The 24,739-nt window shown below is 65.8% G+C and carries 22 protein-coding genes; 7 read left to right on the top strand and 15 right to left on the bottom strand.

The window, feature by feature from the left end:
- The first annotated feature begins 6 nt into the window (after positions 1-6).
- Positions 7-315, top strand: coding sequence for a hypothetical protein (locus G7045_RS01770; RefSeq protein ID WP_166156469.1), 309 nt, complete (start codon positions 7-9; stop codon positions 313-315).
- A 507-nt stretch (positions 316-822) separates the two neighbouring features.
- On the opposite strand, the gene glmS is transcribed toward G7045_RS01770, so the two are convergent.
- Positions 823-2,691: a glutamine--fructose-6-phosphate transaminase (isomerizing) gene (glmS, locus tag G7045_RS01765; RefSeq protein WP_166156466.1), complete on the bottom strand. Its 1,869-nt coding sequence runs from the start codon at positions 2,689-2,691 to the stop codon at positions 823-825.
- 127 nt (positions 2,692-2,818) lie between these two features.
- On the opposite strand from glmS, the gene G7045_RS01760 reads away from it, so the two are divergent.
- Positions 2,819-3,304 (top strand): Lrp/AsnC family transcriptional regulator, encoded by a 486-nt coding sequence (locus G7045_RS01760; protein ID WP_166156463.1) that lies wholly within the window; start codon positions 2,819-2,821, stop codon positions 3,302-3,304.
- Positions 3,305-3,310: 6 nt separating this feature from the next.
- On the opposite strand, the gene G7045_RS01755 is transcribed toward G7045_RS01760, so the two are convergent.
- The 4 genes from G7045_RS01755 to ttcA form a co-directional block, all read right to left on the bottom strand.
- On the bottom strand, positions 3,311-4,471 hold the full coding sequence (locus G7045_RS01755) for a DSD1 family PLP-dependent enzyme (RefSeq protein WP_166156460.1): 1,161 nt from the start codon (positions 4,469-4,471) through the stop codon (positions 3,311-3,313).
- The gene (locus G7045_RS01750) at positions 4,455-5,096 is read right to left on the bottom strand and encodes a histidine phosphatase family protein (RefSeq protein WP_166156457.1); all 642 of its coding nucleotides are present in this window, start codon (positions 5,094-5,096) and stop codon (positions 4,455-4,457) included. Before G7045_RS01750 ends, G7045_RS01755 begins: the two co-directional genes overlap by 17 nt.
- Positions 5,097-5,098: 2 nt before the next feature.
- On the bottom strand, positions 5,099-5,707 hold the full coding sequence (locus G7045_RS01745; RefSeq protein ID WP_166156454.1) for a DUF4136 domain-containing protein: 609 nt from the start codon (positions 5,705-5,707) through the stop codon (positions 5,099-5,101).
- Positions 5,708-5,828: 121 nt separating this feature from the next.
- Entirely contained in the window at positions 5,829-6,788 is a 960-nt protein-coding gene (gene ttcA, locus G7045_RS01740) for a tRNA 2-thiocytidine(32) synthetase TtcA (protein ID WP_166156451.1), read from the bottom strand.
- Positions 6,789-6,988: 200 nt separating this feature from the next.
- Between ttcA and G7045_RS01735 the strand changes: the two genes are divergently transcribed.
- A complete protein-coding gene (locus G7045_RS01735) occupies positions 6,989-9,790 on the top strand; it encodes an EAL domain-containing protein (protein WP_166156448.1) in 2,802 nt (933 codons plus the stop codon).
- 1 nt (position 9,791) lies between these two features.
- Here G7045_RS01735 and G7045_RS01730 read toward each other — a convergent pair whose 3' ends face one another.
- Both G7045_RS01730 and G7045_RS01725 read right to left on the bottom strand, forming a co-directional pair.
- Positions 9,792-10,163, bottom strand: a complete 372-nt coding sequence (locus G7045_RS01730) for a dihydroneopterin aldolase (protein ID WP_166156445.1) — start codon at positions 10,161-10,163, stop codon at positions 9,792-9,794.
- A gap of 8 nt (positions 10,164-10,171) precedes the next feature.
- On the bottom strand, positions 10,172-10,954 hold the full coding sequence (locus G7045_RS01725) for an SDR family oxidoreductase (RefSeq protein WP_166156442.1): 783 nt from the start codon (positions 10,952-10,954) through the stop codon (positions 10,172-10,174).
- Positions 10,955-10,984: 30 nt separating this feature from the next.
- Between G7045_RS01725 and G7045_RS01720 the strand changes: the two genes are divergently transcribed.
- A complete protein-coding gene (locus G7045_RS01720) occupies positions 10,985-12,100 on the top strand; it encodes a class I SAM-dependent methyltransferase (protein ID WP_166156439.1) in 1,116 nt (371 codons plus the stop codon).
- Positions 12,101-12,105: 5 nt separating this feature from the next.
- Here G7045_RS01720 and G7045_RS01715 read toward each other — a convergent pair whose 3' ends face one another.
- The 4 genes from G7045_RS01715 to G7045_RS01700 all read right to left on the bottom strand — a co-directional run bounded on the left by G7045_RS01715 (position 12,106) and on the right by G7045_RS01700 (position 16,927).
- The gene (locus G7045_RS01715; protein ID WP_166156436.1) at positions 12,106-13,377 is read right to left on the bottom strand and encodes a M20 aminoacylase family protein; all 1,272 of its coding nucleotides are present in this window, start codon (positions 13,375-13,377) and stop codon (positions 12,106-12,108) included.
- A gap of 133 nt (positions 13,378-13,510) precedes the next feature.
- Entirely contained in the window at positions 13,511-14,779 is a 1,269-nt protein-coding gene (locus G7045_RS01710; RefSeq protein WP_166156433.1) for a porin, read from the bottom strand.
- Positions 14,780-15,115: 336 nt separating this feature from the next.
- On the bottom strand, positions 15,116-16,222 hold the full coding sequence (locus G7045_RS01705; RefSeq protein ID WP_166156430.1) for a porin: 1,107 nt from the start codon (positions 16,220-16,222) through the stop codon (positions 15,116-15,118).
- A 255-nt stretch (positions 16,223-16,477) separates the two neighbouring features.
- Positions 16,478-16,927: an OsmC family protein gene (locus tag G7045_RS01700; protein ID WP_166156427.1), complete on the bottom strand. Its 450-nt coding sequence runs from the start codon at positions 16,925-16,927 to the stop codon at positions 16,478-16,480.
- A gap of 262 nt (positions 16,928-17,189) precedes the next feature.
- Here G7045_RS01700 and ilvA point away from each other — a divergent pair, with 262 nt between their 5' ends.
- The 3 genes from ilvA to G7045_RS01685 are packed head-to-tail and all read left to right on the top strand — an operon-like array spanning position 17,190 to position 20,188.
- A complete protein-coding gene (gene ilvA / locus G7045_RS01695; RefSeq protein WP_166156424.1) occupies positions 17,190-18,749 on the top strand; it encodes a threonine ammonia-lyase, biosynthetic in 1,560 nt (519 codons plus the stop codon).
- 48 nt (positions 18,750-18,797) lie between these two features.
- A complete protein-coding gene (locus G7045_RS01690; protein WP_166156421.1) occupies positions 18,798-19,628 on the top strand; it encodes an adenosylcobinamide-GDP ribazoletransferase in 831 nt (276 codons plus the stop codon).
- Positions 19,628-20,188 carry a histidine phosphatase family protein gene (locus G7045_RS01685; protein ID WP_166156418.1) on the top strand — a complete coding sequence of 187 codons (561 nt, stop codon included), beginning with the start codon at positions 19,628-19,630 and terminating at the stop codon, positions 20,186-20,188. The genes G7045_RS01690 and G7045_RS01685 overlap by 1 nt, the downstream gene beginning before the upstream one ends.
- Here the strand turns inward: G7045_RS01685 and G7045_RS01680 are convergent.
- The 4 genes from G7045_RS01680 to G7045_RS01665 all read right to left on the bottom strand — a co-directional run bounded on the left by G7045_RS01680 (position 20,155) and on the right by G7045_RS01665 (position 24,720).
- The gene (locus tag G7045_RS01680) at positions 20,155-21,333 is read right to left on the bottom strand and encodes a deoxyguanosinetriphosphate triphosphohydrolase (RefSeq protein ID WP_166156415.1); all 1,179 of its coding nucleotides are present in this window, start codon (positions 21,331-21,333) and stop codon (positions 20,155-20,157) included. The two genes, G7045_RS01685 and G7045_RS01680, sit on opposite strands and share 34 nt — an antisense overlap.
- A 43-nt stretch (positions 21,334-21,376) precedes the next feature.
- Positions 21,377-22,483: a 3-dehydroquinate synthase gene (gene aroB / locus G7045_RS01675; RefSeq protein WP_166156411.1), complete on the bottom strand. Its 1,107-nt coding sequence runs from the start codon at positions 22,481-22,483 to the stop codon at positions 21,377-21,379.
- 30 nt (positions 22,484-22,513) lie between these two features.
- Entirely contained in the window at positions 22,514-23,062 is a 549-nt protein-coding gene (locus tag G7045_RS01670; protein ID WP_166156408.1) for a shikimate kinase, read from the bottom strand.
- A 68-nt stretch (positions 23,063-23,130) separates the two neighbouring features.
- The gene (locus tag G7045_RS01665) at positions 23,131-24,720 is read right to left on the bottom strand and encodes an Ig domain-containing protein (RefSeq protein WP_166156405.1); all 1,590 of its coding nucleotides are present in this window, start codon (positions 24,718-24,720) and stop codon (positions 23,131-23,133) included.
- Between the last annotated feature and the right edge of the window lie 19 nt (positions 24,721-24,739).

Below are 24,739 nucleotides of genomic sequence, written 5' to 3'. Positions count from 1 at the left end.
CGCCCCATGCACCGCCGCCACCACGCCATCAGCCTGCAGCAAGCCGCGACCGAAGCGCCCACGCTGGCGCAGCTGGTCACGCTCACGCGCGACTCCAGCGCCCGCCTGCAGGCCATCACCCCGCTGCTGCCGCCCGGCCTGCGCGCCCTGGTGCAAGCCGGCCCGATCGATGGCAGCAGCTGGTGCCTGCTGGTGCAGGGCAACGCCGGCGCCGCCAAGCTGCGCCAGCTGCTGCCCGCCCTGGCGGCGCACCTGCGCAGCAAGGGCTGGGATGTGGCCAGTATTCGAATCAAGGTGCAAAGCGGGGGCTATTAGCGCCCGGCCGCCTGGTCACGCAGCGGGTTTTGCTCCTTCCCCCTCTGGGGCTTGTGTATGCACACATCTTTTGACGGCTCCCATCCGCCTGGTCAAAGGGCGGTTTTTGCTTCCCTCCCCCCTCGCGGGGGAGGGGCTGGGGGAGAGGGGGCGCTGGCAGCACCTTGCCTATTCACCCCTCTCCCCAACCCTCTCCCGCAAGGGGAGAGGGAGTGCAAACCAGCGCCAAACAAGCGTTGTGCGCTATCAAAAAAAGATATGTACATGCACAGGGCTGCGCAGCTTCACGCCGCAAGCCCCGCAACCTTGCGCCTACGGCGGGTCGCTGCGCGCCCCCAAGAGCGCGCCGGTCATTCGACCGTCACGCTCTTGGCAATCAAACAACCCTTGTGGCTGCGGCACGCTGCTGCGCAGCTTCACGCCGGCTGCGCCGACATGAGCCTGCGCCGCAAGCCCCGCAACCTTGCGCCTACGGCGTGGCGCTGCGCGCCCCCAAGAACGTGCCGGTCATTCGACCGTCACGCTCTTGGCAAGGTTGCGGGGCTTGTCCACGTCTGTGCCGCGTGCGCAGGCGGTGTGGTAGGCCAGCAGTTGCAGCGGCACCACGTGCAAGAGCGGGCTCAGGGCGCCGTAGTGCTCGGGCATACGGATGACGTGCAGGCCCTCGGCGCTGTCGATGCGGGTATCGGCATCGGCCAGCACGTAGAGCACGCCGCCGCGTGCGCGCACTTCCTGCATATTGCTCTTGAGCTTTTCCAGCAGCGCATCGTTGGGTGCGACGGTCACCACCGGCATGGCGCTGGTGACCAGCGCCAGCGGGCCGTGCTTGAGCTCGCCCGCCGGGTAGGCTTCGGCGTGGATGTAGCTGATTTCCTTGAGCTTGAGCGCACCTTCGAGCGCCACCGGGTAGTGCACGCCCCGGCCCAGGAAGAGGGCGTTTTCCATGCGCGCAAAGTCCTCGGCCCAGCTGATGAGCTGGGGTTCGAGCGCCAGCACGGCCTGCAGCGCCACGGGCAGGTGGCGCATGGCTTTGAGGTGCGCTGCCTCTTGCTCCTCAGTGAGCAGATTGCGCACCTGCGCCAGCGCCAGGGTGAGCAAGAACAGCCCGGCCAGCTGGGTGGTGAAGGCTTTGGTGCTGGCCACGCCAATCTCCACTCCGGCGCGCGTGACGTAGGCCAGCTGGCACTCGCGCACCATGGCGCTGGTGGCGACGTTGCAGATGGTCAGCGTATGGCGGTGGCCCAGGCTTTGCGCGTGGCGCAGCGCCGCCAGGGTGTCGGCGGTTTCGCCCGACTGGCTGATGGTGACGATCAGCTGGCGCGGGTTGGGCACGCTGTCGCGGTAGCGGTATTCGCTCGCCACCTCCACCTGCGTCGGGATGCGCGCCAGGCTTTCAAGCCAGTATTTGGCCGTGCAGCCGCTGTAGTAGCTGGTGCCGCAGGCGAGGATCAGCACCGAATCAATCTCCTTGAAGACGCGGTAGGCGCCGTCGCCAAACAGCTCGGGCGTGATGGCCTGCACGCCTTCGAGCGTATCGGCCAGGGCGCGCGGCTGCTCGAAAATTTCTTTTTGCATGTAGTGGCGGTAGGGCCCGAGCTCGGCCGCGCCGCTGTGCGCGTGCACGGTGCGCACCGGGCGGCTGCCCTCGGGCAGCGGGCGGCCATCGGCGCCGGCAATCCAGTAGCGCCCGGGCTGCAGATCGACCAGGTCGCCCTCCTCCAGGTACACGATCTGGTCGGTGACACCAGCGAGCGCCATGGCGTCGCTGGCCAGGAAATGCTCACCCTGGCCCACACCCAGCACCAGTGGCGAGCCGGCACGCGCACCCACCACGCGCTGCGGCTCGTCCTTGTGCATCACGGCAATGGCGTAGGCGCCGTGCAGCTGGTGCGTGGCGGCGTGCACGGCAGCGAACAGGTCGCCCTCGTACAGGCTATCGACCAGGTGGGCGATGACTTCGGTATCGGTCTGGCTGACGAACACGTAGCCGCGCGCCTGCAGCTGCGCACGCAGCTCCTCGTGGTTCTCGATGATGCCGTTGTGCACCAGGGCGATGCGCCCGGGTGCGTCCAGCCCGGCGCCCGGCCCGGGGCTGAAATGCGGATGCGCGTTGTGCACCGCCGGCGCACCATGCGTGGCCCAGCGCGTGTGCGCAATGCCGGTTGCACCCGCAATGTGCTCGTGCTCGACCTGCGCCAGCAGCTCGGCCACGCGCGCCGTGCTGCGCGCGCGCTGCAGGCCGCCACTGCCGCCCAGGCTGGCGCCGTGGATGGCAACGCCGCAGGAGTCATAACCCCGGTATTCCAGGCGTTGCAGGCCCTGCACCAGGATGGGAACGATGTTGCGCGCAGAGACTGCGCCGACGATGCCGCACATAAAAAAACCGCCTTTGTGAAAGATGGGGCGATGCTAGGCAAAGCAAAAAGAAATTTCAGATTGTTTTTTTGAAATTTATGAAATTAAATTACACCAATACCCATGTGAGAAATAAAATTTCAAAACCATGGAACAAACGCAATTAGACGATACGGATTGGCTGCTATTGCAAGCCCTGCAAGAAGACGCCAGCCAAAGCAACCAGGCCCTGGCCGAGCGCGCACACATCTCCGCCCCCACCTGCCTGCGGCGCGTGCGCCGGCTGCAGGCGCTGGGCCTGATCGAGCGCCAGGTGGCCATCTTGCGGCCCGAACGCCTGGCGCAGCTGATCGGCCATGGCCTGTCGGCCATCGTCGAGGTCAGCCTCGATCGCCAGGGGGCCGAATGGCTCGACGCCTTTGAGGCCCGCGCCGTGGCCGAGGCGCAGGTGCAGCAGTGCTGGCGTGTCTCGCCCGGGCCCGACTTTATTTTGGTGACGCACACGCGCGATATGCCGGCCTACCAGGCGCTGGCGCAGCGCCTGTTCACGCAAGACGGCAATGTGCGCAACGTGAAGGCGTTTTTCAGCGTCAAACGCGCCAAGTGCCAGTGGGCGCTGGCGCTGGAAAAATAAGCAGCGTCAGCCGCGCGCGTCCACGCTGATGATGCGCTCGACCGTGCCGTGCGCGAGCCCGCCGCGCACGCCGATCAGGTGGTCGTGCAGGTTCACCGTCGGGTCGCAGTGGCCGGGCACCAGCCACAACATGCGCCCGAGCGCCGGCAGGCGCGCCTTGGAGCCGCGCACGGTCAGGATGCCGTGCTCGTCACCGCCGTTGGCAAAGCCCAGGGCACGCTCGGGCGCCAGGCCCCAGACCTGGGGCAGGCCGGAGTCGATGGCGTGGCTCTTGTGGCCAGCGTCGCACACCACATGCGTCTCGCGCGCCGAAATCACCTGCGTCTTGATGAACAGCGCCTGCTCGAACGCCGGCTGCGCCGGCTCGCGCTCGTTGCGCGCGTAGTCGGCATCCATGAACAGAAAAGAGCCCGGCTGCAGCTCGCCGTAAACGCCGCTGGCAGCCTCGTGCACCAGGGTGCCGGTGCCCGAACCGGTGACCAGCGGCAGCCCCAGGCCGGCAGCCTCGATCAGGCTGCGCGCCTTGGCCGCCAGGGCGGTGGCGCCGGCAATGGCGGCGCGCCGCTCGGCGCAGCTGCGCAGGTGCTGGGCGCTGCCGTGGTAGGCCTGCAGGCCGGCAAAGCGCAGGCGCGGCTGCGCCGTGATGGCTTGCGCCAGGGCCACGGCCTCGGGCCCGGGGGGCAGGCCGCAGCGGCCCTGGCCGACGTCGATTTCCACGAACACGTCGATGCCGGCGCTGCTGCCCGCCACCTGCATGGCCTCGGCCAGGCGCGCCACGCCCTCGGCGCTGTCAACCGCCAGCGCCAGGCGCCCACCGCGCGCCGCCAGCTGCGCCGCCAGACTGGCCGCGCGCAGCAGCTTGCTGGCCGCGAGCAGCTCGTTGGTGAGAAAGATGTCATTGACGCCGCCCGCCGCCAGGGCCTCGGCTTCGGCGAGTGTTTGCACGCAGGCGCCGCAGGCGCCGGCCTGCTGCAGCTGCAGGGCGATGTCGGCGCTCTTGTGCAGCTTGGCATGGGGGCGCCAGCGCACGCCGTGCTTGCGCGCGAACTCGGCCATGCGCTGGATGTTGCGCTCCATGGCATCGAGATCGACGACCGGGGCCGGGGTTTCAATCAGATCGACGCGCAGGCCGATGCTGGCGCGCAGGTGTTCAGGCAGTGGTTTCATCACGGCTGGCTTGTTCGAGGTGGCCGGTATCGGCCCAACCCACCAAGCTTAGCCCATGACCGGGGGTCCACAGCAGCCGGTTGATGGCCGTGTTCGTCAGCTGCCAGGTGCGCGGCGCCTGGATGCTCTGGCGCGTGGCGGCGCGGTAGAGCACGTCGAGCACGCCGCCATGCGCCACCAGCAGCAGCAGCGCGCCCGGGTGGCGCGCGGCAATGCCCTCGGTGGCGGCGTGCACGCGCGCGCGCAGCTGCAGCAGGGTTTCGCCGCCCTCGGGAGCGTAGTCCGGCTCGCGCTGGCGCCAGCGGCGCGCTTGCTCGGGCAGCTGCGCCTCAATCTCGGCAAAGCTGCGCCCCTCGAAAGCGCCAAAGCCGCGCTCGCGCAGGCCGGCATCGAGGTGCAGCGGCGCCCCCGTGGCCTCGGCCACGGCCTGGGCGGTGGCCTGGGCGCGCTGCAGGTCGCTGCTGTAGATGGCGGCCAGCGGCTCCTGCGCCAGGGCGCGCGCGAGCTGGCGCGCCTGCCATTGGCCGGTGGCGTTGAGGGCGATGTCGGTATGGCCCTGGATGCGGGTGTCGCGGTTCCAGGCCGTCTCGCCATGGCGCACGGCGATGATGCGGGTCACTTGCATGGTTACTGCGTGGGAATTTCGCTGCGCACCTGGCGCGCACCGGCGGGCGGGTGCGGAAAGCCGGTGAGCGCGGCATCGAACAGGGTGCCGAAGATGAGGCGGTCGTTGCTCCACACCTCTTCGTGCGTGGCCGAGGTTTCATACACCAGCTGCTGCGTCTGCGCATCGCGCATGACGATGCCGACCGAGCGGTACTGCAGGGTCGGCGGCCGGTCGAGCATCCAGGCGCCGCCCAGGCCGCCGTGGCGGTGCCAGCCCCAGCCCATGCCCCAGCCCCAACCACCGCCGCCCGGGCCGTAGGGCCAGTTCTCGGGCAAGGTGGTGCGCGCCTGGGCGCTGATTTGCACCACCAGGCGCGGCTGCGCCTCATCGCGCTGCAGGCCGACCTTGGCCAGGGCCTGCACGGCCTGCGCCTCGATGGCGGCGAACTGCCCGGCCTGCGCCTGCTGCGAAGGCAGCAGCTCCAGCCGGTAGGTGGGCGGCGCCGGCAGGGCCTGCAGCTGCGAATAGCTCTGCACCTCGGCCTGCACGGCGCGCTGCGTGGCGCAGCCCGTGAGCAGCAGTGCGCCCACCAGGCCCAGCGCCGCAGCACAACGTTGAAACAACAGCATGGCAACTCCTTGGGTGTTGACAAAGAGGGAGGGGCAGCGCCGGGAATTGGTTCCTGATGCTATTTATTTAATAGCTGCTTGCGCTTGCCTGGCAAGCGCTAGAGCCACTTTTTGCTTGCAATCACCCCATCTGGATGACCTGCATCCCCGGCAGGCTGGGGGTGGCGGGGAATTCTTCCTCGTCAAACACCATGTCGCCATTGGGATCGGCAATGCCGGTGGCGCGGGCGTTGTAGAAGTCGTAGAGCTTGGGGTCCATCATGTGCGTGGTCACCACGTGGCCCATGGCGCGCAACATGCTCTCGATGCGGCCGGGGAATTTTTTGTCCCACTCGCGCAGCATTTCGTTCACGACCACGCGCTGCAAGCCCTCCTGGCTGCCGCACAGGTTGCAGGGGATGATGGGGAACTGCTGGTACTGCGCCCAGCGCGCCGTGTCCTTCTCGGGCACGTAGCACAGCGGGCGGATGACGACATGCTTGCCGTCGTCGGACACCAGCTTGGGCGGCATCCCCTTCATGCGTCCGCCGTAGAACATGTTGAGCATGAGCGTGGCGACGATGTCGTCGCGGTGGTGGCCCAGCGCCAGCTTGGTGCACTTCAAGTCATCGGCCACCTTGTAGAGGATGGCGCGGCGCAGGCGACTGCACAGGCTGCAGGTGGTCTTGCCCTCGGGCACGACGCGCTTGACGACGCTGTAGGTGTCCTGGTTCTCGATGTGGTACTCGACGCCTATGCTCTTGAAGTAGTCGGGCAGCACGTGCTCGGGAAAGCCCGGCTGCTTCTGGTCGAGGTTGACGGCAACGATCTCGAACTTCACCGGCGCACGCTTTTGCAGCTTGCGCAGGATGTCGAGCAGGGTGTAGCTGTCCTTGCCGCCGGACATGCAGACCATGATGCGATCGCCCTCCTCGATCATGTTGAAGTCGGTGATCGCGCGCCCCACCTCGCGGCACAGGCGCTTTTCCAGCTTGTGCGCCTCGCGCTCGATTTTGGGCTTGTTGCTGGCCGTGCTGGTGGTGCCGGCGGCGGCGGGTTCGGCTTCTTCGGTCAGCCAGGGGTTGTCGGTGGCGGCGTTCATGGTGCGCTAGTAAACAAAAAAAGAGGCAGCGCGCCCAGGGTGGGCAGCGGCGGGGGCGCAAATTGTCCCTGTATTTGCGCCCTGGCAGCGGTTTTTAGGGCTTTTTGGCAACGATGGCAGGCCCGCCAGCGCACCCCACCATCCGGCACCCGCCCGCCATCAGGCAGCTATCAGCCAAGCGTGCTAAGGTCATCCACACCATGCTCGTAACTGCCTTGCAACGCTCGCTCAAAACCCGCATCACCCTCTGGGTGCTGGCCTTGCTGCTGGCGGGCATGTGGGCGCTGGTGTTGCTGGCCCAACAGCGCCTGCGCCAGGAATTGCAGCTGCAGCTGCAGGAGCGGCAGATGGCCGTCGCCACCCTTTTGGGCCAGGAAATGGAGCAGGCGCTGCAAGAGCGCACCCAAGCCCTGCAAAGCGTGGCCGCCGTGCTCAGCGCCGCGCTCGAACGCTATCCCGACGACCTGCCCGAGCGCCTGACCAGCCGCACCGTGCTGCAGCAGATGTTCACCGGCGGCACCTTTGTGACCGACAGCGCGGGCAGCGTGCTCGCGGCCTATCCGCACACGGTGTTTCACACCGCCAGCGCCCTGCACCAGGGCTTTAGCAGCTACGTGCAGGCGGCACTGGGGGGCTTGACCGTCATCAGCCACCCCATGGCCGGGCCCGATGGGCAATATCCCATCGTGGCGCTGGCAACGCCGGTGCGCGGCATGGACGGGCGGGTGCTGGGCACCCTGGTCGGGCTGGTAAACCTGAGCCAGCCCAACTTCGTCGATGCCGTACAGCTGCTGTCCGAACGCCAGCTGGGCGACTACTACGTCATCGCGCGCCAGACGCGCACCATCGTCGCCGCCAGCGACCGGCGCCGGGTGCTCGAAGCGCTGCCGCCCGTGGGCGTGAACCCGGAAATGGATCGCTTCATCCGGGGCGCGCTGCAAGAGAGCACCGTCGCGCCCATGGGCAAGGTGCAGGTTCTGGCATCGACCCGGCATGTGGCGCTGCCCGACTGGATGGTGGTGGTGGTGCAGCCCACGGCGCAAGCCTTTGCCCCGTTGCAGCTCGTGCAGCGCCAAATTTTGGCCGGTGCCCTGGCGCTCACGCTGCTGGTGGTGGGCACCATGTGGTGGCTGCTGCGCCGCGAGCTGCAGCCGCTCGAACGCATTGCCAGCCAGCTCAGCGCCATGGCGCAGGGCCAGAGCCCGCTGGCGCCGCTGACGGCGCCGCGCCCCGATGAAATCAGCCTGCTGGTGCGCGGCTTCAACCACTTGCTGGCGCAGCTGCGCCAGCGCCAGCAAGCCCTGGGCGAGAGCGAGGAGCGCTACCGCCAGGCGTTCATGACGAGCCACGACGCGCTGGACATCACGCGCCTGGCCGACGGTCAGATCCTGGACATCAACCACAGCTTTGAGCGCCTCTTTGGCTGGCCCCGCAGCGACGTGCTGGGGCAAAGCGGCCCGTCGCTGCAACTGTGGCCCGACCCGAGCGAGCGCACGCCCATCATCGAGCAGGCACTGGCGCAGGGCTACAGCACCCCCAGCGAGCAAGAGCTGCTCACGCGCGACGGCCAGCGGCTGACGGTGCGCATCTCCGCCAGCTTGCTGCACCTGGACGGCCAGCCCTGCCTGCTGTGGGCGGCGCAAGACATCACCGCCTACCGCCAGGCGTCCGAGCAAATCGAGCGCCTGACGCACACCGACAGCCTCACCGGCCTGTGCAACGCCCAGCACTTGAGCACGCTGCTGGCGCAGGCGCAAACGCGCACCCTCGAACGCCGGCAGCTGGGCGCGCTGCTGTGCCTGGACCTTGACGATTTCAAATCCGTCAACGATGCCTGGGGCCGCGACCAGGGCGACGCCCTGCTGCGCCAGCTGGCGCAGCGCATCAGCACCATCGTGCGCCCGCAGCACCCGGTGGCGCGTCTGGGGGCCGATCAGTTTCTGGTGCTGCTCGAAAACCTGCCGCCGGTGCTGGCCGCGCACGACGCCCAGCACCTGGCCGAACGCCTGCAAAAAGCCCTGGCCGAGCCGCTGACGCTGGCGGGCGTGCAACACCATGCCAGCGTCAGCATTGGCATTTTGGTGTGGGGCGAGAGCTACCAGGAGCCGCAAGAGCTGCTGCGCCGCGTGGTGCTGGCGCTGAACCAGGCCAAGAACGCCGGTGCCGGTAGCGTGCTGTTTTTTGAGCCGCAGATGCAAGACCAGGTCAGCGGCCGCGCGCGCCTGCAGCGCAGCCTGCGCGAGGCGCTGCAAAAACAATCGTTCGCCCTGCACTACCAGCCCCAGCTCGATACCGCCGGCCAGGTTGTCGGTGTGGAGGCGCTGCTGCGCTGGCACCTGCCGGGCCACGGCATGGTCTCGCCGGCAGAATTCATTCCGCTGGCAGAAAAAACCGGCCTCATCGTGCCGCTGGGGCGCTGGGTGCTGCACCAGGCTTGCAGCCAGCTCGCGGCCTGGGCGCAGGAGCCGGCGCGGCGCCACCTGACGATGGCCGTGAACGTCAGCGCCGACCAATTTCGCCAGGAAGATTTTGTGCAGCAGGTGTACGAGGTGCTGCACGCCACAGGCGCGCCAGCGGCGCAGCTCAAGCTCGAACTCACCGAGAGCCTGATGCTGCACGACACCGAGCAAGTGATTGAGCGCATGAACGCGCTGCGCCAGCTGGGGCTGCGCTTTTCGCTCGACGACTTCGGCACGGGTTTTTCTTCGCTCGCCTACTTGAAGCGTCTGCCGCTCGATCAGCTCAAGATCGACCAGAGCTTTGTGCGCGACCTGCTCGACGACGCCAACGACGCCGTCATCGCCCAATCCATCATTGGCCTGGGCCTGAGCCTGGGGCTGGAGGTGATTGCCGAGGGCGTGGAAACGCAGGCACACCGCGACCTGCTCCACGGCTGGGGCTGCCGCTACTACCAGGGCTATTTTTTCAGCCGCCCGCTGCCGCTTCGGGAGCTGGAGGATTACCTGCGGGCCCAGGCCATAGCCGCAGCCGCCAACACCTGAGCTACCACTGGCCGCTTTCCATGCGGATGGCGACCTCGCAGTCGTCAAAAATCTCCAGCTTGGCGATTTTCACGCGCACGCCGATCACGCCCGGCAGCTGCAGCAGGCGCTGCGCGAGCTTGCCGATCAGGCTCTCGAGCAGGTTCACGTGCTCGGCGCGGCACTCGTCGATGATGATCTGGCGCACCTTGCGGTAGTCGAGCACGTGCAGGATGTCATCGTCTTGCGGCTTGAGGGGCTGCGTGCCCAGGTTCAGCTCGGCATCGACCTGGATGGGCTGGGGGGCAGTTTTCTCGTGCGCCAGGATGCCCAGATTGGCATCGAAGCGCAGGCCCGTCAGGGTCAAAATTTGCGTACCGGCGGGGTTGTACATGGTCAAACTCACATCAAGGAAAAATCGCGTGTAAAGCGCTGCAGGTGCTGGCCGCCATCGACCAGCAGCGTGGTGCCTGTCACCGCCCGGTTCTCCAGCGCAAAGCGCACCGCCGCCGCCACCTCGGCCGGCTCGGAGCTGCGCCCGAGCGGGCTCAGGGCGTGCAGCTGGGCAAAGCGCTCGGGCGCGAGCATATGGCTGGTCAGCGTCAACCCCGGGGCCACGCCCACCACCCGCACCAGCGGCGCCAGCGCCAGCGCCAGCATGGTGCCTGCGGCTTCGAGCGCGGCTTTGGACAGGGTGTAGCTCAAAAAATCGGGGTTCTGGTTCCACAGCTTCTGGTCGAGCAGGTTGACCACCGCACCCTGCACGTCGGCCTCGCCCGCCGCCTGGCGCTGCAACAGGTGCGCGTGCAGCGCCTGCGCCAGCACAATGGGCGCGCCGGTGTTGCTGCGCACATGCTGCTCCAGGCGGGCGTAGCTGAAGCTGGCGGCGTCGTCATGCTCGAACAGCGCGGCGCTGTTGACCACGGCGTCCACCCGGCCCCAGTGCGCGCACACGCGCGGCAGCAGGCTGCGCACCGCCGCCTCATCGGCAAAATCAGCATCAAAACAGGCGCTATCGCCCGCCAGATCAGCGCAAGCAGCTACAGTTTGCATAGCATCCTGGCGCGAACCCCGGTAATGCACGGCCACGCGCCAGCCGGCACGCGCCAAATCCAAGGCAATCTCGCGCCCCAGACGCCGGGCCGCGCCAGTCACCAGCACGGTGCGAAAAGAGGGTGGGGGCATGGCAAAGAGTCGGGGACAATCCCGGCTGTGATGAGCAACGAACCGAAAATTCTACCCAGCGCCCCCGAATCACCCTTGTCGTCGGTGATTTGCGCGGCGATCACCCAGGCCGGCGGCTGGATCGGCTTTGACCGCTTCATGGAACTGGCCCTCTACACCCCGGGCCTGGGCTACTACAGCGGCGGCCTGCCCAAAATCGGCGCCATGCCCGAGGGCGGCAGCGACTTTGTCACCGCGCCAGAAATGTCCCCGCTGTTTGGCGCCACCTTGGCCGTGCAGGTGCAGGAGGCGCTGGTGCACACCGGCACCGACGAGGTGTGGGAGTTTGGCGCCGGCACCGGCGCGCTGGCGGCGCAGCTGCTCACCGCCCTCGACGCCCTGGGCCAGCCGCTGCGGCGCTACCACATCGTCGATCTCTCGGGCGACCTGCGCGCGCGCCAGCAAGAACGCCTGGCCGCCTGGGGCGAGCGGGTCTGCTGGCACAGCACGCTGCCCGCGCACATGACCGGCGTGGTGCTGGGCAACGAGCTGCTCGACGCCATGCCGGTGCAGCTCATCGCCCGCGTGGACGGCCAGTGGTACGAGCGCGGCGTGGCCTGGCAGGGGCACGGCTTGGCCTGGGAGGATCGCCCCACGGCGCTGCGCCCCCCGCTGGACGTGGAAGGCGAGCACGACTACCTGACCGAGCTGCACGCGCAGGGCGAAGCCTTCATCCACACCCTGGGCGAGCGCCTCGCGCGCGGCGCGCTGCTGCTCATCGACTACGGCTTTGGCGAGAGCGAGTACTACCACCCCCAGCGCAGCATGGGCACGGTGATGTGCCACCAGGCGCACCGCGCCGACCCCGACCCGCTGACCGCCGTGGGCGCCAAGGACATCACCGCCCACGTCAACTTCACCGCCATCGCCGTCGCCGGGCAGGAGGCGGGCTTTGAGGTGCTGGGCTACACCTCGCAGGGGCATTTTTTGGTGAACTGCGGTTTGCTACAAAAAATGGAGCTAGTCACGCTTGCCCAGCGCGCCATGGCGGCCAAATTGATGCTGGAGCACGAAATGGGCGAGCTGTTCAAGGTGCTGCTGCTGGCCAAGGGTGCACCCTGGCCCGCCGTGGGCTTTGGCCACGGCGACCGCACGCACCGGCTCTGACACGGTTAGGAAAAAATCGCCGCCAGCGCCTTCTGGTCGCGCCCGGGCAGCGCCGGCGTGGGCTGCGCCTGCCAGGGCAAGGACTGCTCGATCAGGCCGGCGTGCAGCGCCGCCCCCAGGGGCAGCACCTCGTCGTTGAAGTCGTAGCGGCTGCTGTGCAGCGCCGCACCGCCCTGCACGCCGCCCTGGCCCAGGCGCAGGTAGGCGCCGGGACGGGCCTGCAGCATGAAGGAAAAATCCTCCGCCCCCATGCTCGGCTCCAGCTGGCGCTCGACGTTATCGGCCCCGACCAGGCTTTGCGCCACGTCGCCCGCCAGGCGCGCCTGCTCGGCATGGTTGAGCGTGGCGGGATAGACGCGCTCATAGCGCACGCTGGCCGACACGCCCAGGCCCAGGGCCACGGCGCTGCACAGCTCCTTGAGCCGCGTCTCCACCAGCTCCTGCACCCCGGCGTCAAACGTGCGCACCGTGCCCACCAGGGTGGCGCAGCCGGGCTGCACGCTGAAGGCGCCCAAGTCACCGGCCTGCATGGCGCACAGGCTGATGACGGCGCTGTCGAGCGCCCGCACATTGCGCGCCACGATGCTCTGAATGGCGGTGATGATGTGCGCGCTCGCCAGGATCACGTCCTGCGTCTGGTAGGGGTGGGCGCCGTGGCCGCCCCGGCCGCTGATGTCGATGGTGATGCGGTCTGCCGCCGCCATCATGGCGCCGCCGTTGAGGCCCACCATGCCGGCGCGCAGCGCCGGCCAGTTGTGCAGGGCGTACACCGCCTGCACCGGAAAACGCTCGAACAGGCCGTCTTCCATCATCACGCGGGCGCCGCCGCCGCCCTCTTCGGCGGGCTGGAAGATGAGCACCGCCGTGCCGTCAAAGTAGCGCGTGGCCGCCAGGTAGCGCGCCGCGCCCACCAGCATGGCCGTGTGGCCGTCGTGGCCGCAGCCGTGCATGAGGCCGCTCTTGCCGGACTTCCAGGCGAAGTCGTTGTGCTCGGTCATGGGCAGCGCGTCCATGTCGGCGCGCAGGCCGACCATGGCGCCGCCGCCATCGCCCCGGCCCCGGATCAATGCCACCAGGCCGGTGCGGCCGATGCCGGTGTGGATTTCATCAACACCGCAGGCTTGCAGCGCCTCTTTCACCCGCGCCGCCGTGTAATGCTCCTCAAAACCCAGCTCGGGGTGCGCGTGCAAATCGCGGCGCAGCGCCGTCAGCTCGGGGTGGAACTGGGCAATCTGCGCAAACACGCGGCCACTGGCCCTGTAACGTAATGCCGGCATACAAGCCCTCTGCAATGGATAAGGGGAGCGCCCATGCTAGCAGGCAGCAGGACGAAAAAAAGCCCCTGCACGCAGGGGCCTGGGAGCAAACCGGGAAAGCCCAGGGAAGGGCTTTAAAGGCTTACGCGGCAGCTTAGAAGCGGTGGCGCAGGCCGACGGTGAAGCCGGTGCGGCTGCGGGCGCCGAACTTGTCGATGGTCATGCCATCGCCGCCACTGACCTTGGTGTAGTCGATAGCAGCGTACGCATCGGTGCGCTTGGAGAAAGCGTAATCCACGGCCGTGACGAAGAAATTGGCATTGCCGTTGTACACGCCATTGGCCGAGCCGGACTGCTTGGCGTGGAAGTAATGCGCGCCAGCGTTGATCTGCGGCGTGACCTGGTAGCCAAAGCCGATCTTGAACATCTCGCGCTTGCTTGCGGAGTTGCCGACCTGACCCACGTTCTGCGGCTGCAGTGCCCCCGCGTCAAAGTCATAAATCATAGGACCGGGCATGAAACCGCCGTTGGTCTGGCCCGACCAGTAGGTGGACAACAGCACCGCATCGGCCATGCTTGGCACCGTGGCGTTGAACGGGTTCTTGACCTTGTTCTGACCGTAGCCAGCGTTCAGGTACAGGGCGCCAACCTTGTAGGAACCGCCCAGGGTGAAGGCATCGACCTTGGTGCCGCCGGGCAGCTTGAAGTTCATGTAGCCACCGCCGACGGAAATGCCGTTCTTGGAGTAGCGCACGAAGCCGCCGTAATTTTGCACCGGGCCCTGCAACTGGGTCACCAGCGCTTCTTTAGCGCCCGGCTTGAGCAAATCAATCAAGGGCATGTCCTTGACTTCATTGTTCTCGCCAAACGAATACTGCAGGCCAGCGGCCAGGCTGCGGTCGGCGTTCGCAATGATGTACTTGAGCGAGTTGCTGGTGCGTGCGCCCATGGCCATGCCCAGCTCGGGCTTGTAGGCGTCCATGTAGGGCGAGTACGGGAACGAGGCGTAGGTGCTGGTCACCACGTCGAACAGTACGTTCCACTGGCGGCCCATGGTCAGGCGACCGTAGGGGCCTTGCAGGCCCACGTAAGACAGCTGGAAAAACGGTGCATCGACCGGCTTGGTGTCTTTCTGGCCGTTGTCGGTGTTGAAACGGTGCTCCATATAAGCCAGAGCCTTGGTGCCCGAGCCCATGTCTTCTTCAATGGTGAATTCCAAGCGGCTTTGCGACATGCCGCCGCCCACCATACGGTTGAGGCCGCCTTGATCTTTGCCTTCGTTGTTGGTATAGCGATAAGCAGCATCGACCACGCCAGAGAGCTGCACCTTGCTGGTGTTAGCGGGCGCAGCTGCGGGCTGGGACTGGGCCAGGGCAGCGCCTGCGCCGCACAGGGCCAGGGCTGCGATGACGGTTTTCTTCATGGAAACGACTCCTCTAGGATGGGAAAAATTGCTTGTTTTCATTCGGACGGTACAGGCCAGCCTGCACCCAGAATAACGGCGTGTGACCGTGACAATCACCTCGCCTGCTACCCAAGCCGGCTGCGCCATCCCTGTTGGGGACGGCAAAGGGAAAGTGAACCGATTGTTCAAATCTCTCACCGCACCGGCAAGCGCGCTGGGCACATACACCACAGGCGTTAACCCTAGGGCCATGTCACACAAGAGACACTTGCTTTGAAAGGGTGAAAAAAAACCGCTGCACGCGGCAGCGGTTTTTGTGCTTCTTGGCACTGGCTGGCTTGCGCCAGCCGGTGATTAGAAGGCGTGGGTCACACCAACTTGCAGACCTTGCTGCGAACCGTTGTCCTTCACAGCAGCCTTGCTGGAAATACCCCAAAGGTTGTCTTCGTTGCTGTTCTTCAGGTACGAGTAGGTACCGTACAGAGCCGTACGCTTGGACATGTTGTACACATAACCAGCGCTGAAGTGGTTAGCAGTAGTCTTGCCGTCATCAAAGCGTGCTTCATAACGGTTGTAAGAGGCGCGAACCAGACCAGGGCCCACAGGGGCAGTCACAGCCAGCATGTAGCCCTTGGTCTTCAGATTCGGAGTGTTATCGCCCAAGAAGCCCTTAACGGTCGACTGGCGATAGCCAGCCAGCAGCTTGGCAACACCCAGGTCGTAAGAACCACCCAGGCTAATCGCATCGGTGTTACCCAGAGCCAAAGCATTGCCCGGCTTGTTCATACGCTCCAGACCAAAACCCAAGCTGATCGGGCCGTTGTCGTAGGTTGCGGCAGCGCCCATGTAACGGTTGTCGCTGTTAGCGCCAGCCACTTCGCCAAAGCCGTAGTTCACACCAACCTTGAAGCCAGCAAAATCAGGCGACACGTAGGTCACAGCATTGCTCACACGCTGATCGGTAGTAGAGCGAGCCTTGATAACAGTCGTAGGATCGACAGGAATGCTGAACACACCGCCGTTAGCCCACAGCTGGGAAGCACCCAGACCCACAGAGCCGAACACGTCGTAACGCGCAGTGGCGTTGTAAGCAGCGGTCAGCTCACGACCCAGGCGCACTTCGCCAAAGCCGCCAGACAGGCCAACAGTGGATTGACGCTGGAACGAGAAGCCGGTGCTAGCAGCTGCACCAGCAGGAGCGCCGGAGTTGCCATCACCAGAATCAAGATTCAGACCACCTTCCAGGACGAAGTTGGCTTTCAAGCCACCGCCCAGGTCTTCCACACCCTTGAAGCCGAGGCGGCTAGTTTTGTTTTGGCCGGATTCAACGCCAGTGAAATTCTTACCGCCGTTGACATAGGTCACGCCAGCGTCGGCCACGCCGTACAGGGTCACGGAGGATTGGGCCATGGCGGCGCCGGAAGCAGCCAGCACGGCCAGGGCGATCAGGGATTTTTTCATTACAAATACTCCAAGGTTTAACAGTGGAACCGGGGCGCTGCGCAAGCAGCGCCAGGGCGCGCCCTACCGATCCCGGCCAACCTCCTGATGGGGAAGTTGCACCAATTGCACCAGAGCCGGGGGGACAGCGCAAAGAAAATCCCCATGCCAACGTACGAAACCGCCGATTTCGTTGCTGTAGTGCAACAACCACACACGGGCTTACACCCACGGGTTTTCACGGCCATGGCGGCTCCGTGCCCCGGTGATGGCATTTCAGGCCGCCACCACCTCGAAACCCGTGGTGATCTGCGCCGTCTTGCCCAGCATGACGCTGGCCGAGCAGTATTTTTCGTGGCTCAGGGCGATGGCGCGCTCGACGGCGGCATCGGGAATGTTGTGGCCGGTGACGGTGAAGTGCATGTGGATCTTGGTGAACACCTTGGGCTCGGTATCGGCACGTTCGGCCGAAAGCTTGACGCTGCAGCCGCGCACGTCGTGGCGGCCCCGGCGCAGGATCAGCACCACGTCGTACGCGGTGCAGCCGCCGGTGCCGGCGAGCAGCGTCTCCAGCGGACGCGGCGCCAGGTTCTGCCCGCCCAGGGCGGGTTGCTGGGCGTCGGGCGCGCCGTCCATGGTGAGGACGTGGCCGCTGCCCGTCTCGGCCACAAAGCCCATGCCCGAGCGCGTGCCCAGGCCCCCTGTCCAGTTGACGGTGCATTCCATCGTCTTGCTCCCTGCAGTGAAGAAAAGGGCTCGATTGCAACAAAAAAATCCGCCCTTCGCCTAGAAGGGTCGCACTATGTTGCACCGCAACATAAATGCGCTACAATCGCCGCCATGCAATGCCCTGGGCGTTGCGCCTCTTGTCTCCTCCACCTCCTCTAACGGTGGATTCAGCCCCCGGCCCTGCGGCCTGGGGCTTTTTTTTGCTCTGCGGGCGACGGGCCTATGATTTGGGGTTTCCCCCTGCCCTTGCCCGCCGACCATGAGCCAGCCCCTGACCCCCCTCGACTATCTGAAGAAAATCCTCACCGCCCGCGTCTACGACGTGGCGGTGGAGTCGGCGCTGGAGCCGGCCAAGTCGCTGAGCCGGCGCCTGCACAACAAGGTGCTCTTGAAGCGCGAGGACCAGCAGCCGGTGTTCAGCTTCAAGCTGCGCGGGGCCTACAACAAGATGGCGCAGCTGGCACCCGAGCTGCTGCAAAAGGGGGTGATCTGCGCCTCGGCCGGCAACCACGCCCAGGGCGTGGCGATGAGCGCGCGCAAGCTCGGCGCGCGCGCCGTGATCGTCATGCCGACGACCACGCCGCAGCTCAAGATCGATGCCGTGCAGGCGCTGGGCGGCGAGGTCGTGCTGGCGGGCGAGAGCTTTACCGACGCCTACCAGCACTCGCTGCAGCTGCAGCAGGCGCAGGGGCTGACCTTTGTGCATCCGTTCGACGACCCGGACGTGATCGCCGGCCAGGGCACGATTGCGATGGAAATTTTGCGCCAGCTGCAAAGCCTGGGCAGCCAGCGGCTCGATGCGGTGTTCGTCGCCATTGGTGGCGGCGGGTTGATTGCCGGCGTGGCCAACTACATCAAGGCGCTGCGCCCGGAGATCAAGGTGATTGGCGTGCAGATGAACGACTCCAACGCCATGATCGAGTCCGTGCGTGCGGGCGCGCGCGTGACGCTCGCTGATGTGGGCTTGTTCTCCGACGGTACGGCCGTCAAGCTCGTGGGCGAGGAGACGTTTCGCGTCACCCAGGGCCTGGTGGACAATTTCATCACCGTCAACACCGACGCCGTGTGCGCGGCGATCAAGGATATTTTTGTCGATACGCGCAGCATCGTCGAGCCGGCCGGAGCGCTGGCGGTGGCGGCCATCAAGCAGTACGTGGCGCAGCACAAAACCAAGGGCGAAACTTACGCCGCCATCCTCTGCGGCGCGAACATGAATTTTGACCGCCTGCGCTTCGTCGCCGAGCGCGCCGAGGTGGGCGAGGAGCGCGAGGCACTGCTGGCCGTCACCATCCCCGAGGCGCGCGGCAGCTTCAAGCGCTTTTGCCAGCTCATCGGCCAGCTGCCCGGCGGGCCGCGCAACATCACCGAATTCAACTACCGCATCGGCGACAGCGCGCGCGCCCATGTATTTGTGGGCATGACGACGCATGGCCGGGGCGAATCGGAAAAACTCGTCAAAGCCTTTGAACGCCAGGACTTCGAGGCCCTGGACCTGACGCACGACGAGCTGGCCAAGGAGCACCTGCGCCACCTGGTGGGCGGGCGCTCGGCGCTGGCGCAGGACGAGCGCCTGCTGCGCTTTGAGTTCCCCGAGCGCCCGGGGGCGCTGCTCAAGTTCCTGAGCCTGATGGCGCCGGGCTGGAACATCTCGCTGTTTCACTACCGCAACCAGGGCGCAGACTATGGCCGCATCCTGATTGGCCTGCAGGTGCCGCCCGAGGACGGCGCCGCCTTCGACGCCTTCCTGGCGCAGCTGGGCTACCCCTACGCGGAGGAAACGCACAACCCCGCATACAAGCTATTTTTACAAACAAAATAAGCCTCCAGCGCTTGTCCAGCAAGCGCGAGCAGCTATCAAAACAAGAGTATGCAAGCCCTGCAGCAAGCCCTGCGCCACTACCTGCTGGCGGTGCAGTTTTTCACCCGCATCCCCGTCACCGGGCGGCTGGCGGCCTGGGTGGGCTACAGCCCGGCCATGCTGCGCGCCAGCGGTGCGCATTTCCCCGGCGTCGGGGTGCTGGTGGCGCTGGCCGCCTGCGCCAGCTATGGCGTGCTGGCGCTGGCGCTGGCCTACAGCCCCTGGGCCAGCGCGGTGGCGGCGGTGGGCGGCACCATCGCCACGGTGCTGCTGACCGGCGGCTTTCACGAAGACGGCCTGGCCGACATGGCCGATGGCCTGGGCGGCAGCGCCGATGCCGCGCGCGCGCTCGACATCATGAAGGACTCGCGCATCGGCGCCTACGGCAGCATGGCCCTGGTGCTGGCGCTGCTGGCCAAATGCCTGCTGCTGGCGCTGCTGGGCGCGCACAGCCTGGGCGCGGCGCTGGCGGCGCTGGCCGGCGGCCAGGTGCTCTCGCGCTTTTGGCCGCTCTTCATCATCCGCAGCCTGCCCCATGTGGGCGACAGCGCCCGCTCCAAAAGCAAGCCGCTGGCCGACCAGATCAGCGCCGCCGCCCTGGCCGCCGCCGGCCTGTGGTGCATTCCGGCGCTAGGGCTTGTCTGGCAAGCGCAAGGCGCTCTGTTTTTAATAGTAACTGTGCTGTGCAGCGCGTTCGCCGCCTGGCGGGTGCAGCGCCTGTGCGCACGCCGTCTGCAGGGCTTTACGGGCGATTGCCTGGGGGCCGCGCAGCAGGTGGGGGAAATTGGTTTTTACCTCGGCGCCGCCCTGGCGCTGGGCCTGGCGCAGCAGGTGGCCTGATGGCTTTGTGGCTGGTGCGCCACGCCCAGCCGCTGGACGCGGCCGGCCGCTGCTATGGCCGGCTCGATCTGGCGGCCTGCCCCGCTGCCACCGCCAGCGCCGCCCAGGCCCTGGCGCAGGTGCTGCCGCAGCGGCTGCCGGTGTACACATCGCCGCTACAAAGATGTGAGCAGCTCGCGCTGGCCCTGCAAGCGCTGCGGCCCGATTTGGCCTACAAAACCGAGCCGCGCTTGCAGGAGCTGGACTTTGGCCGCTGGGAGGGCCAACCCTGGAGCGCCGTGCCACGCACCGAGCTTGACGCCTGGGCGGCCGACCTGGCCCACTACCGCCCCGGCGGCGGCGAGGCCCTGGCGGCCATGCTGGTGCGGGTGCAGCAGGCACTGGCGGCCACACCCACGCCAGCGGTCTGGATCAGCCATGCCGGCGTGGCGCGCTGCCTGGCCTGGCTGCGCAGCGCCGCCCCCGGGCAGCTGCCGCAGGCGCAGGACTGGACGCTGCCGGCGCCGGCATTCGGCGCCTGGTGCTGCTACCCGCCGCTGCCGCCCCAGTCCAGCGTCTGACCCGTCAGACGCGCGTGCTCGCGTGCGGCGTAGCGGTCGGTCATGCCGGCGATGAAGTCGGCCACCACGCGGGCATGGCCGGCAGCGCTGCGGCTGGCCTGGGCACGGGCGGCGTAGGCCGGCTTCATCTGCGCCGGATCGGCCTGGTAGGCGGCAAACAATTCGCGCACCACCTGCTGCGCGCAGGCCGTGGTCGCCATGACCTGGGGGTGGCGGTACAGGTTCTGGAACAAAAAGCGCTTGAGCGCCAGGGATTGGGCGCGCATCTCGGGGCTGAACTGCACCAGCGCCGGGGCGGCGCGCACCGCATCCACATCGGCAGGACGGGCGGCGGCGAGCGCGGCGCGGGTGGCGGCGATGACGTCGTACACCTGGTCGCTGAGCATCCGCCGGATGGCCTCGTACAGCAGGCGGCGCGGCGCCTGCGCCAGCGCCGGGTGCTCGGCCTGGGCCTGGGCGCGGTAGCGCGCAAACAGCGGCACGTCCTGCAGCTGCGCCAGGGTGAGCAGGCCCGAGCGCACGCCGTCGTCGATGTCGTGCGCGTTGTAGGCGATCTCGTCGGCCAGGTTGCACAGCTGCGCTTCCAGGCTCGGGCGCTGGCCGAGCAAAAAGCGCGCGCCAACGCCACCGGGCTCGCGCGCCTGCAGGCGCTCGGCGTTGGCGCGGGCGCAGTGCTTCAAGATGCCTTCGCGGGTTTCAAAGGTGAGGTTCAGGCCGTCGAACGCCGGGTAGCGCTCCTCCAGCACATCGACCACGCGCAGGCTTTGCAGGTTGTGCTCGAAGCCGCCAAAGTCGGCCATGCAGGCGTTGAGCGCGTCCTGCCCGGCGTGGCCAAACGGCGTGTGGCCCAGGTCGTGCGCCAGGGAGATGGCCTCGACCAGGTCTTCATTGAGCTGCAGGGTGCGCGCAATCGAGCGCGCGAGCTGCGCCACCTCCAGCGAATGCGTCAGCCGGGTGCGAAACAGGTCGCCCTCGTGGTTGAGGAACACCTGGGTCTTGTACACCAGGCGCCGGAACGCCGTGCTGTGCACGATGCGGTCGCGGTCGCGCTGGTAGTCGCTGCGCGTGGGCGCAGCGGGCTCGGGGTGGCGCCGCCCCCGGGTGCGCGCCGGGTCGCAGGCGTAGGGGGCAAAAATAGTGGTCAAATCAGGCTCCAGCGCTTATCCAGCAAGCGCAAGCAGCTATCATTTATGCAGCACAACAGGCGTCGATCACGGCCCGCACCAGGGCGTCGGGGGCGCTGCGCAGGGCGGCGCGGCCCGGGCCGTCGATGACGATGAAGCGGATCTCGCCCGCCTCGGCCTTTTTGTCCACGCGCATGAGCTGCAGGTAGCGCCCGGCGTTGTCCTGGGCGTCGAGCTGCGGCGCGCGCACCGGCAGGCCGGCGCGCTGCACCAAGGCCGTGAGGCGCTGCACAAAGGCCGCATCAACCAGCCCGAGCTGCTGCGACAGCGCGGCCGCCATCACCATGCCCGCGCCCACGCCCTCGCCGTGCAGCCAGGCGCCGTAGCCCATGCCGGCCTCGATGGCGTGGCCGAAGGTGTGGCCGAAGTTGAGGATGGCGCGCAGGCCGGTTTCGCGCTCGTCCTGGCCGACGACCTCGGCCTTGATCTCGCAGCTGCGGCGCACGGCATGGGCCAGGGCGGCGCCGTCGCGCGCCATGAGCGCATCCATGTGCTGCTCCAGCCAGTCAAAAAACGCCATGTCGGCGATCGGGCCGTATTTGATGACTTCGGCCAGGCCGGCGCTGAACTCGCGCGGCGGCAGGCTGGCGAGCACGTCCAGGTCGCACACCACCTGCTGCGGCTGGTAAAAGGCACCGATCATGTTCTTGCCCAGCGGGTGGTTGATGGCGGTTTTGCCGCCAACCGAGGAATCAACCTGCGCCAGCAGCGTCGTCGGCACCTGCACAAAGGGCACGCCGCGCATGTAGCTGGCGGCGGCAAAGCCGGTCATGTCGCCCACCACGCCGCCGCCCAGGGCAAAGAGCACGGTCTTGCGGTCGCATTCCTGCGCCAGCAGGGCATCAAAAATCTGCTGCAGGGTCTGCCAGTTCTTGAATTCCTCGCCATCGGGCAGCTGCACCTCGTGAATGTGCGCAAAGCGCCCGGCCAGGGCGGCGCGCAGCTGCGCCGCATACAGGGGCGCAACAGTGGTGTTGCTGACGATGACGGCGCTGCGCGCAGCGGGCAGGCCGTCGTAGGTGGCAGGGTCGGCCAGCAGGCCGCTGCCAATGGCAATGCGGTAGCTGCGCGCGCCCAGGTCGATCGAAACGCTGTGCAAAAGGCGGGGCATGGGAGAAAAAGGGGCAGGCCCAAACAGGGGTTACGGTGATGCCGGCGTGGCAGGCGCAGCGCCGGCGGCCCATTGTGCCTGTTCGAGCTGCATGGCAATCAGGTTGACCACCATCTGCGCCGTGCCGTGGCCGGCATCGACGGTGCTGTGCGCCACCTCGCGGTACAGCGGATCGCGCTGCGCAAACAACTCGCGCAGGCGCTGCAGCGGGTTGGCCACCTGCAGCAGCGGCCGGCGCTGGTCGTGCTTGATGCGGCGAAAAATCTCCTCCGGTGTCGCCCGCAGGTACACCACCTGCGCCACCTGGCGCAACGCCGCGCGGTTGGCCGCGCGCAGCACGGCGCCACCGCCGGTGGCAAGCACGCCCATGGCGCCCTGGGCCAACAACTCAGCCAGCACGGCCTGTTCGACATCACGAAAAGCCTCTTCGCCCTCACGGTCGAAGTAACTGCGGATGCTGCAGCCCAGGCGCTGCTCGATGACCGCATCCGAATCACCAAATTCCTGACCCAGCCGGCGCGCCAGATGCCGGCCAATGGTCGATTTGCCACAACCGGGCATACCTACGAGGACGATCATGGGGAGAAAGAATGAAAAAATCCCCGGCGGGGCCGGGGATGAAGTCATAGAAGTTTTATCGATACATATTAGAACTTACAAACACCTGCGCCAGAACCAATCACAAACTTAACCTTGCGCATCGTTGTTTGACCACCACGCGTTGCTCGAATAAAGAACGCATCGCTAGTGCAATCCATCAAGGCAGGAGACGTCGTAGCATCCGACGATCGCACGAACAATATTCCCAGCGGATCCATAGTAACCCATGATGGATTTTGAATTACCGCCCACGAAGCAAGCCCTGTACCAGGACCAGATACCGACAATACACGTTGATAGAAAAATTCCGGAAACGGCGCCGTCGGATTAGCAATAGTAATAGCACAGGCTGCATTCACATCCGAACCACAACCAGAAAGATTAATTGCCAACGGCGGCTGGAGCAGCGGATCAATGCCTGGCGTAACATCAACCTTAATTGTTGCATTACCAGTCAAAGAAGTTCCTCGGTTATCCGTCACACGGAACGATACGTTATAAGCACCTGGCAAGGTGACACTAGGCGTACCGCTGATAACGCCAGAAGAGCTCAAACTCAAACCATTAGGCAATCCCCCCAAAGAGACCCAAGTATACGGAGCCACGCCACCCTTAGCGCTCAAAGCATAAGCATAAGGTATGCCGTTTGCAGCATCTGGCGTTGCCACATCCACCAAAACCACCGGATCAATAGTTGGCGCCGTCACCGCGCCATTGGAGACTGGCACAGCCAAATACGACACCACCGGATCTTGAAGGCCGTTGGTTACGTCATTATCAAAACGATCTGCCTTGATCTCCAACAAAATAACACCCTCATTCTGACCACTAGAGAGCGAAAATGTACCAACCCCATTCACCGTCGATACCCAGGCAACGCTGGTACGATTTTGGGAAGACAACAAAGTTGCCCCCAAACTCCCAGCACCGGAAACAATTCCAACCTGAAGATTGGCCCCCCCCCCAGCAGAAACAGGCTGATTCGAGTCATCCCGCACCTGCACTTGTATTGCAGATGCCGTGGGTACATTATTCAAATTCCCCTGGGAACCGAGCGATTTGTATGCAGCAATAGCCTCAATGCTTGCAACTTTACCCGTCGGCCCACCGACAGTGATATCAATACTTGCAGATTTTTGCTGCTTATCGCGCGGATCAGTAACAGCACAGGTTACCCTAGAAGTTCCGACTTGATTGCCAGCATGGAAATGGAATGAATTACCACCAGCATTAGAACCCAAAGTAATAGAACGATAGGCACCAGGAACAGAAATTTTCCCACCTTGACCATCATCCACTTGAATCTCATGATCCGGATTGCCATCCAAATAATAAAGACTACCAGAATTCAGACCACCAGATACATTGCACCCAAAAATATCCACCCCTCCAGGAATTGGCTGCCCAGCAACAGTTGCCTGAACGTATAAAACAGTAGTATAGGGAGAATAAACACCCTTACCTGGCCCTACACCAGCAACGTTTACGGGCAACACCACTTTATCAGCGCGGAGTGTTATTTCATATTCGGCCGCAGCACCACCACCGGAACCGCTCCCCGAACTACCACCACCACCACCACAAGCAGAAAGTCCTGCCAATGCCAGCAAGGCCATCCCATTGAGTACTTTATTCATTTTCACTCCACTTGACAAA

The organism is Acidovorax sp. HDW3, assembly GCF_011303755.1.
Classification (GTDB): Bacteria; Pseudomonadota; Gammaproteobacteria; order Burkholderiales; family Burkholderiaceae_C; genus Paenacidovorax.
This window is presented reverse-complemented; position numbering and strand designations above follow the sequence as displayed.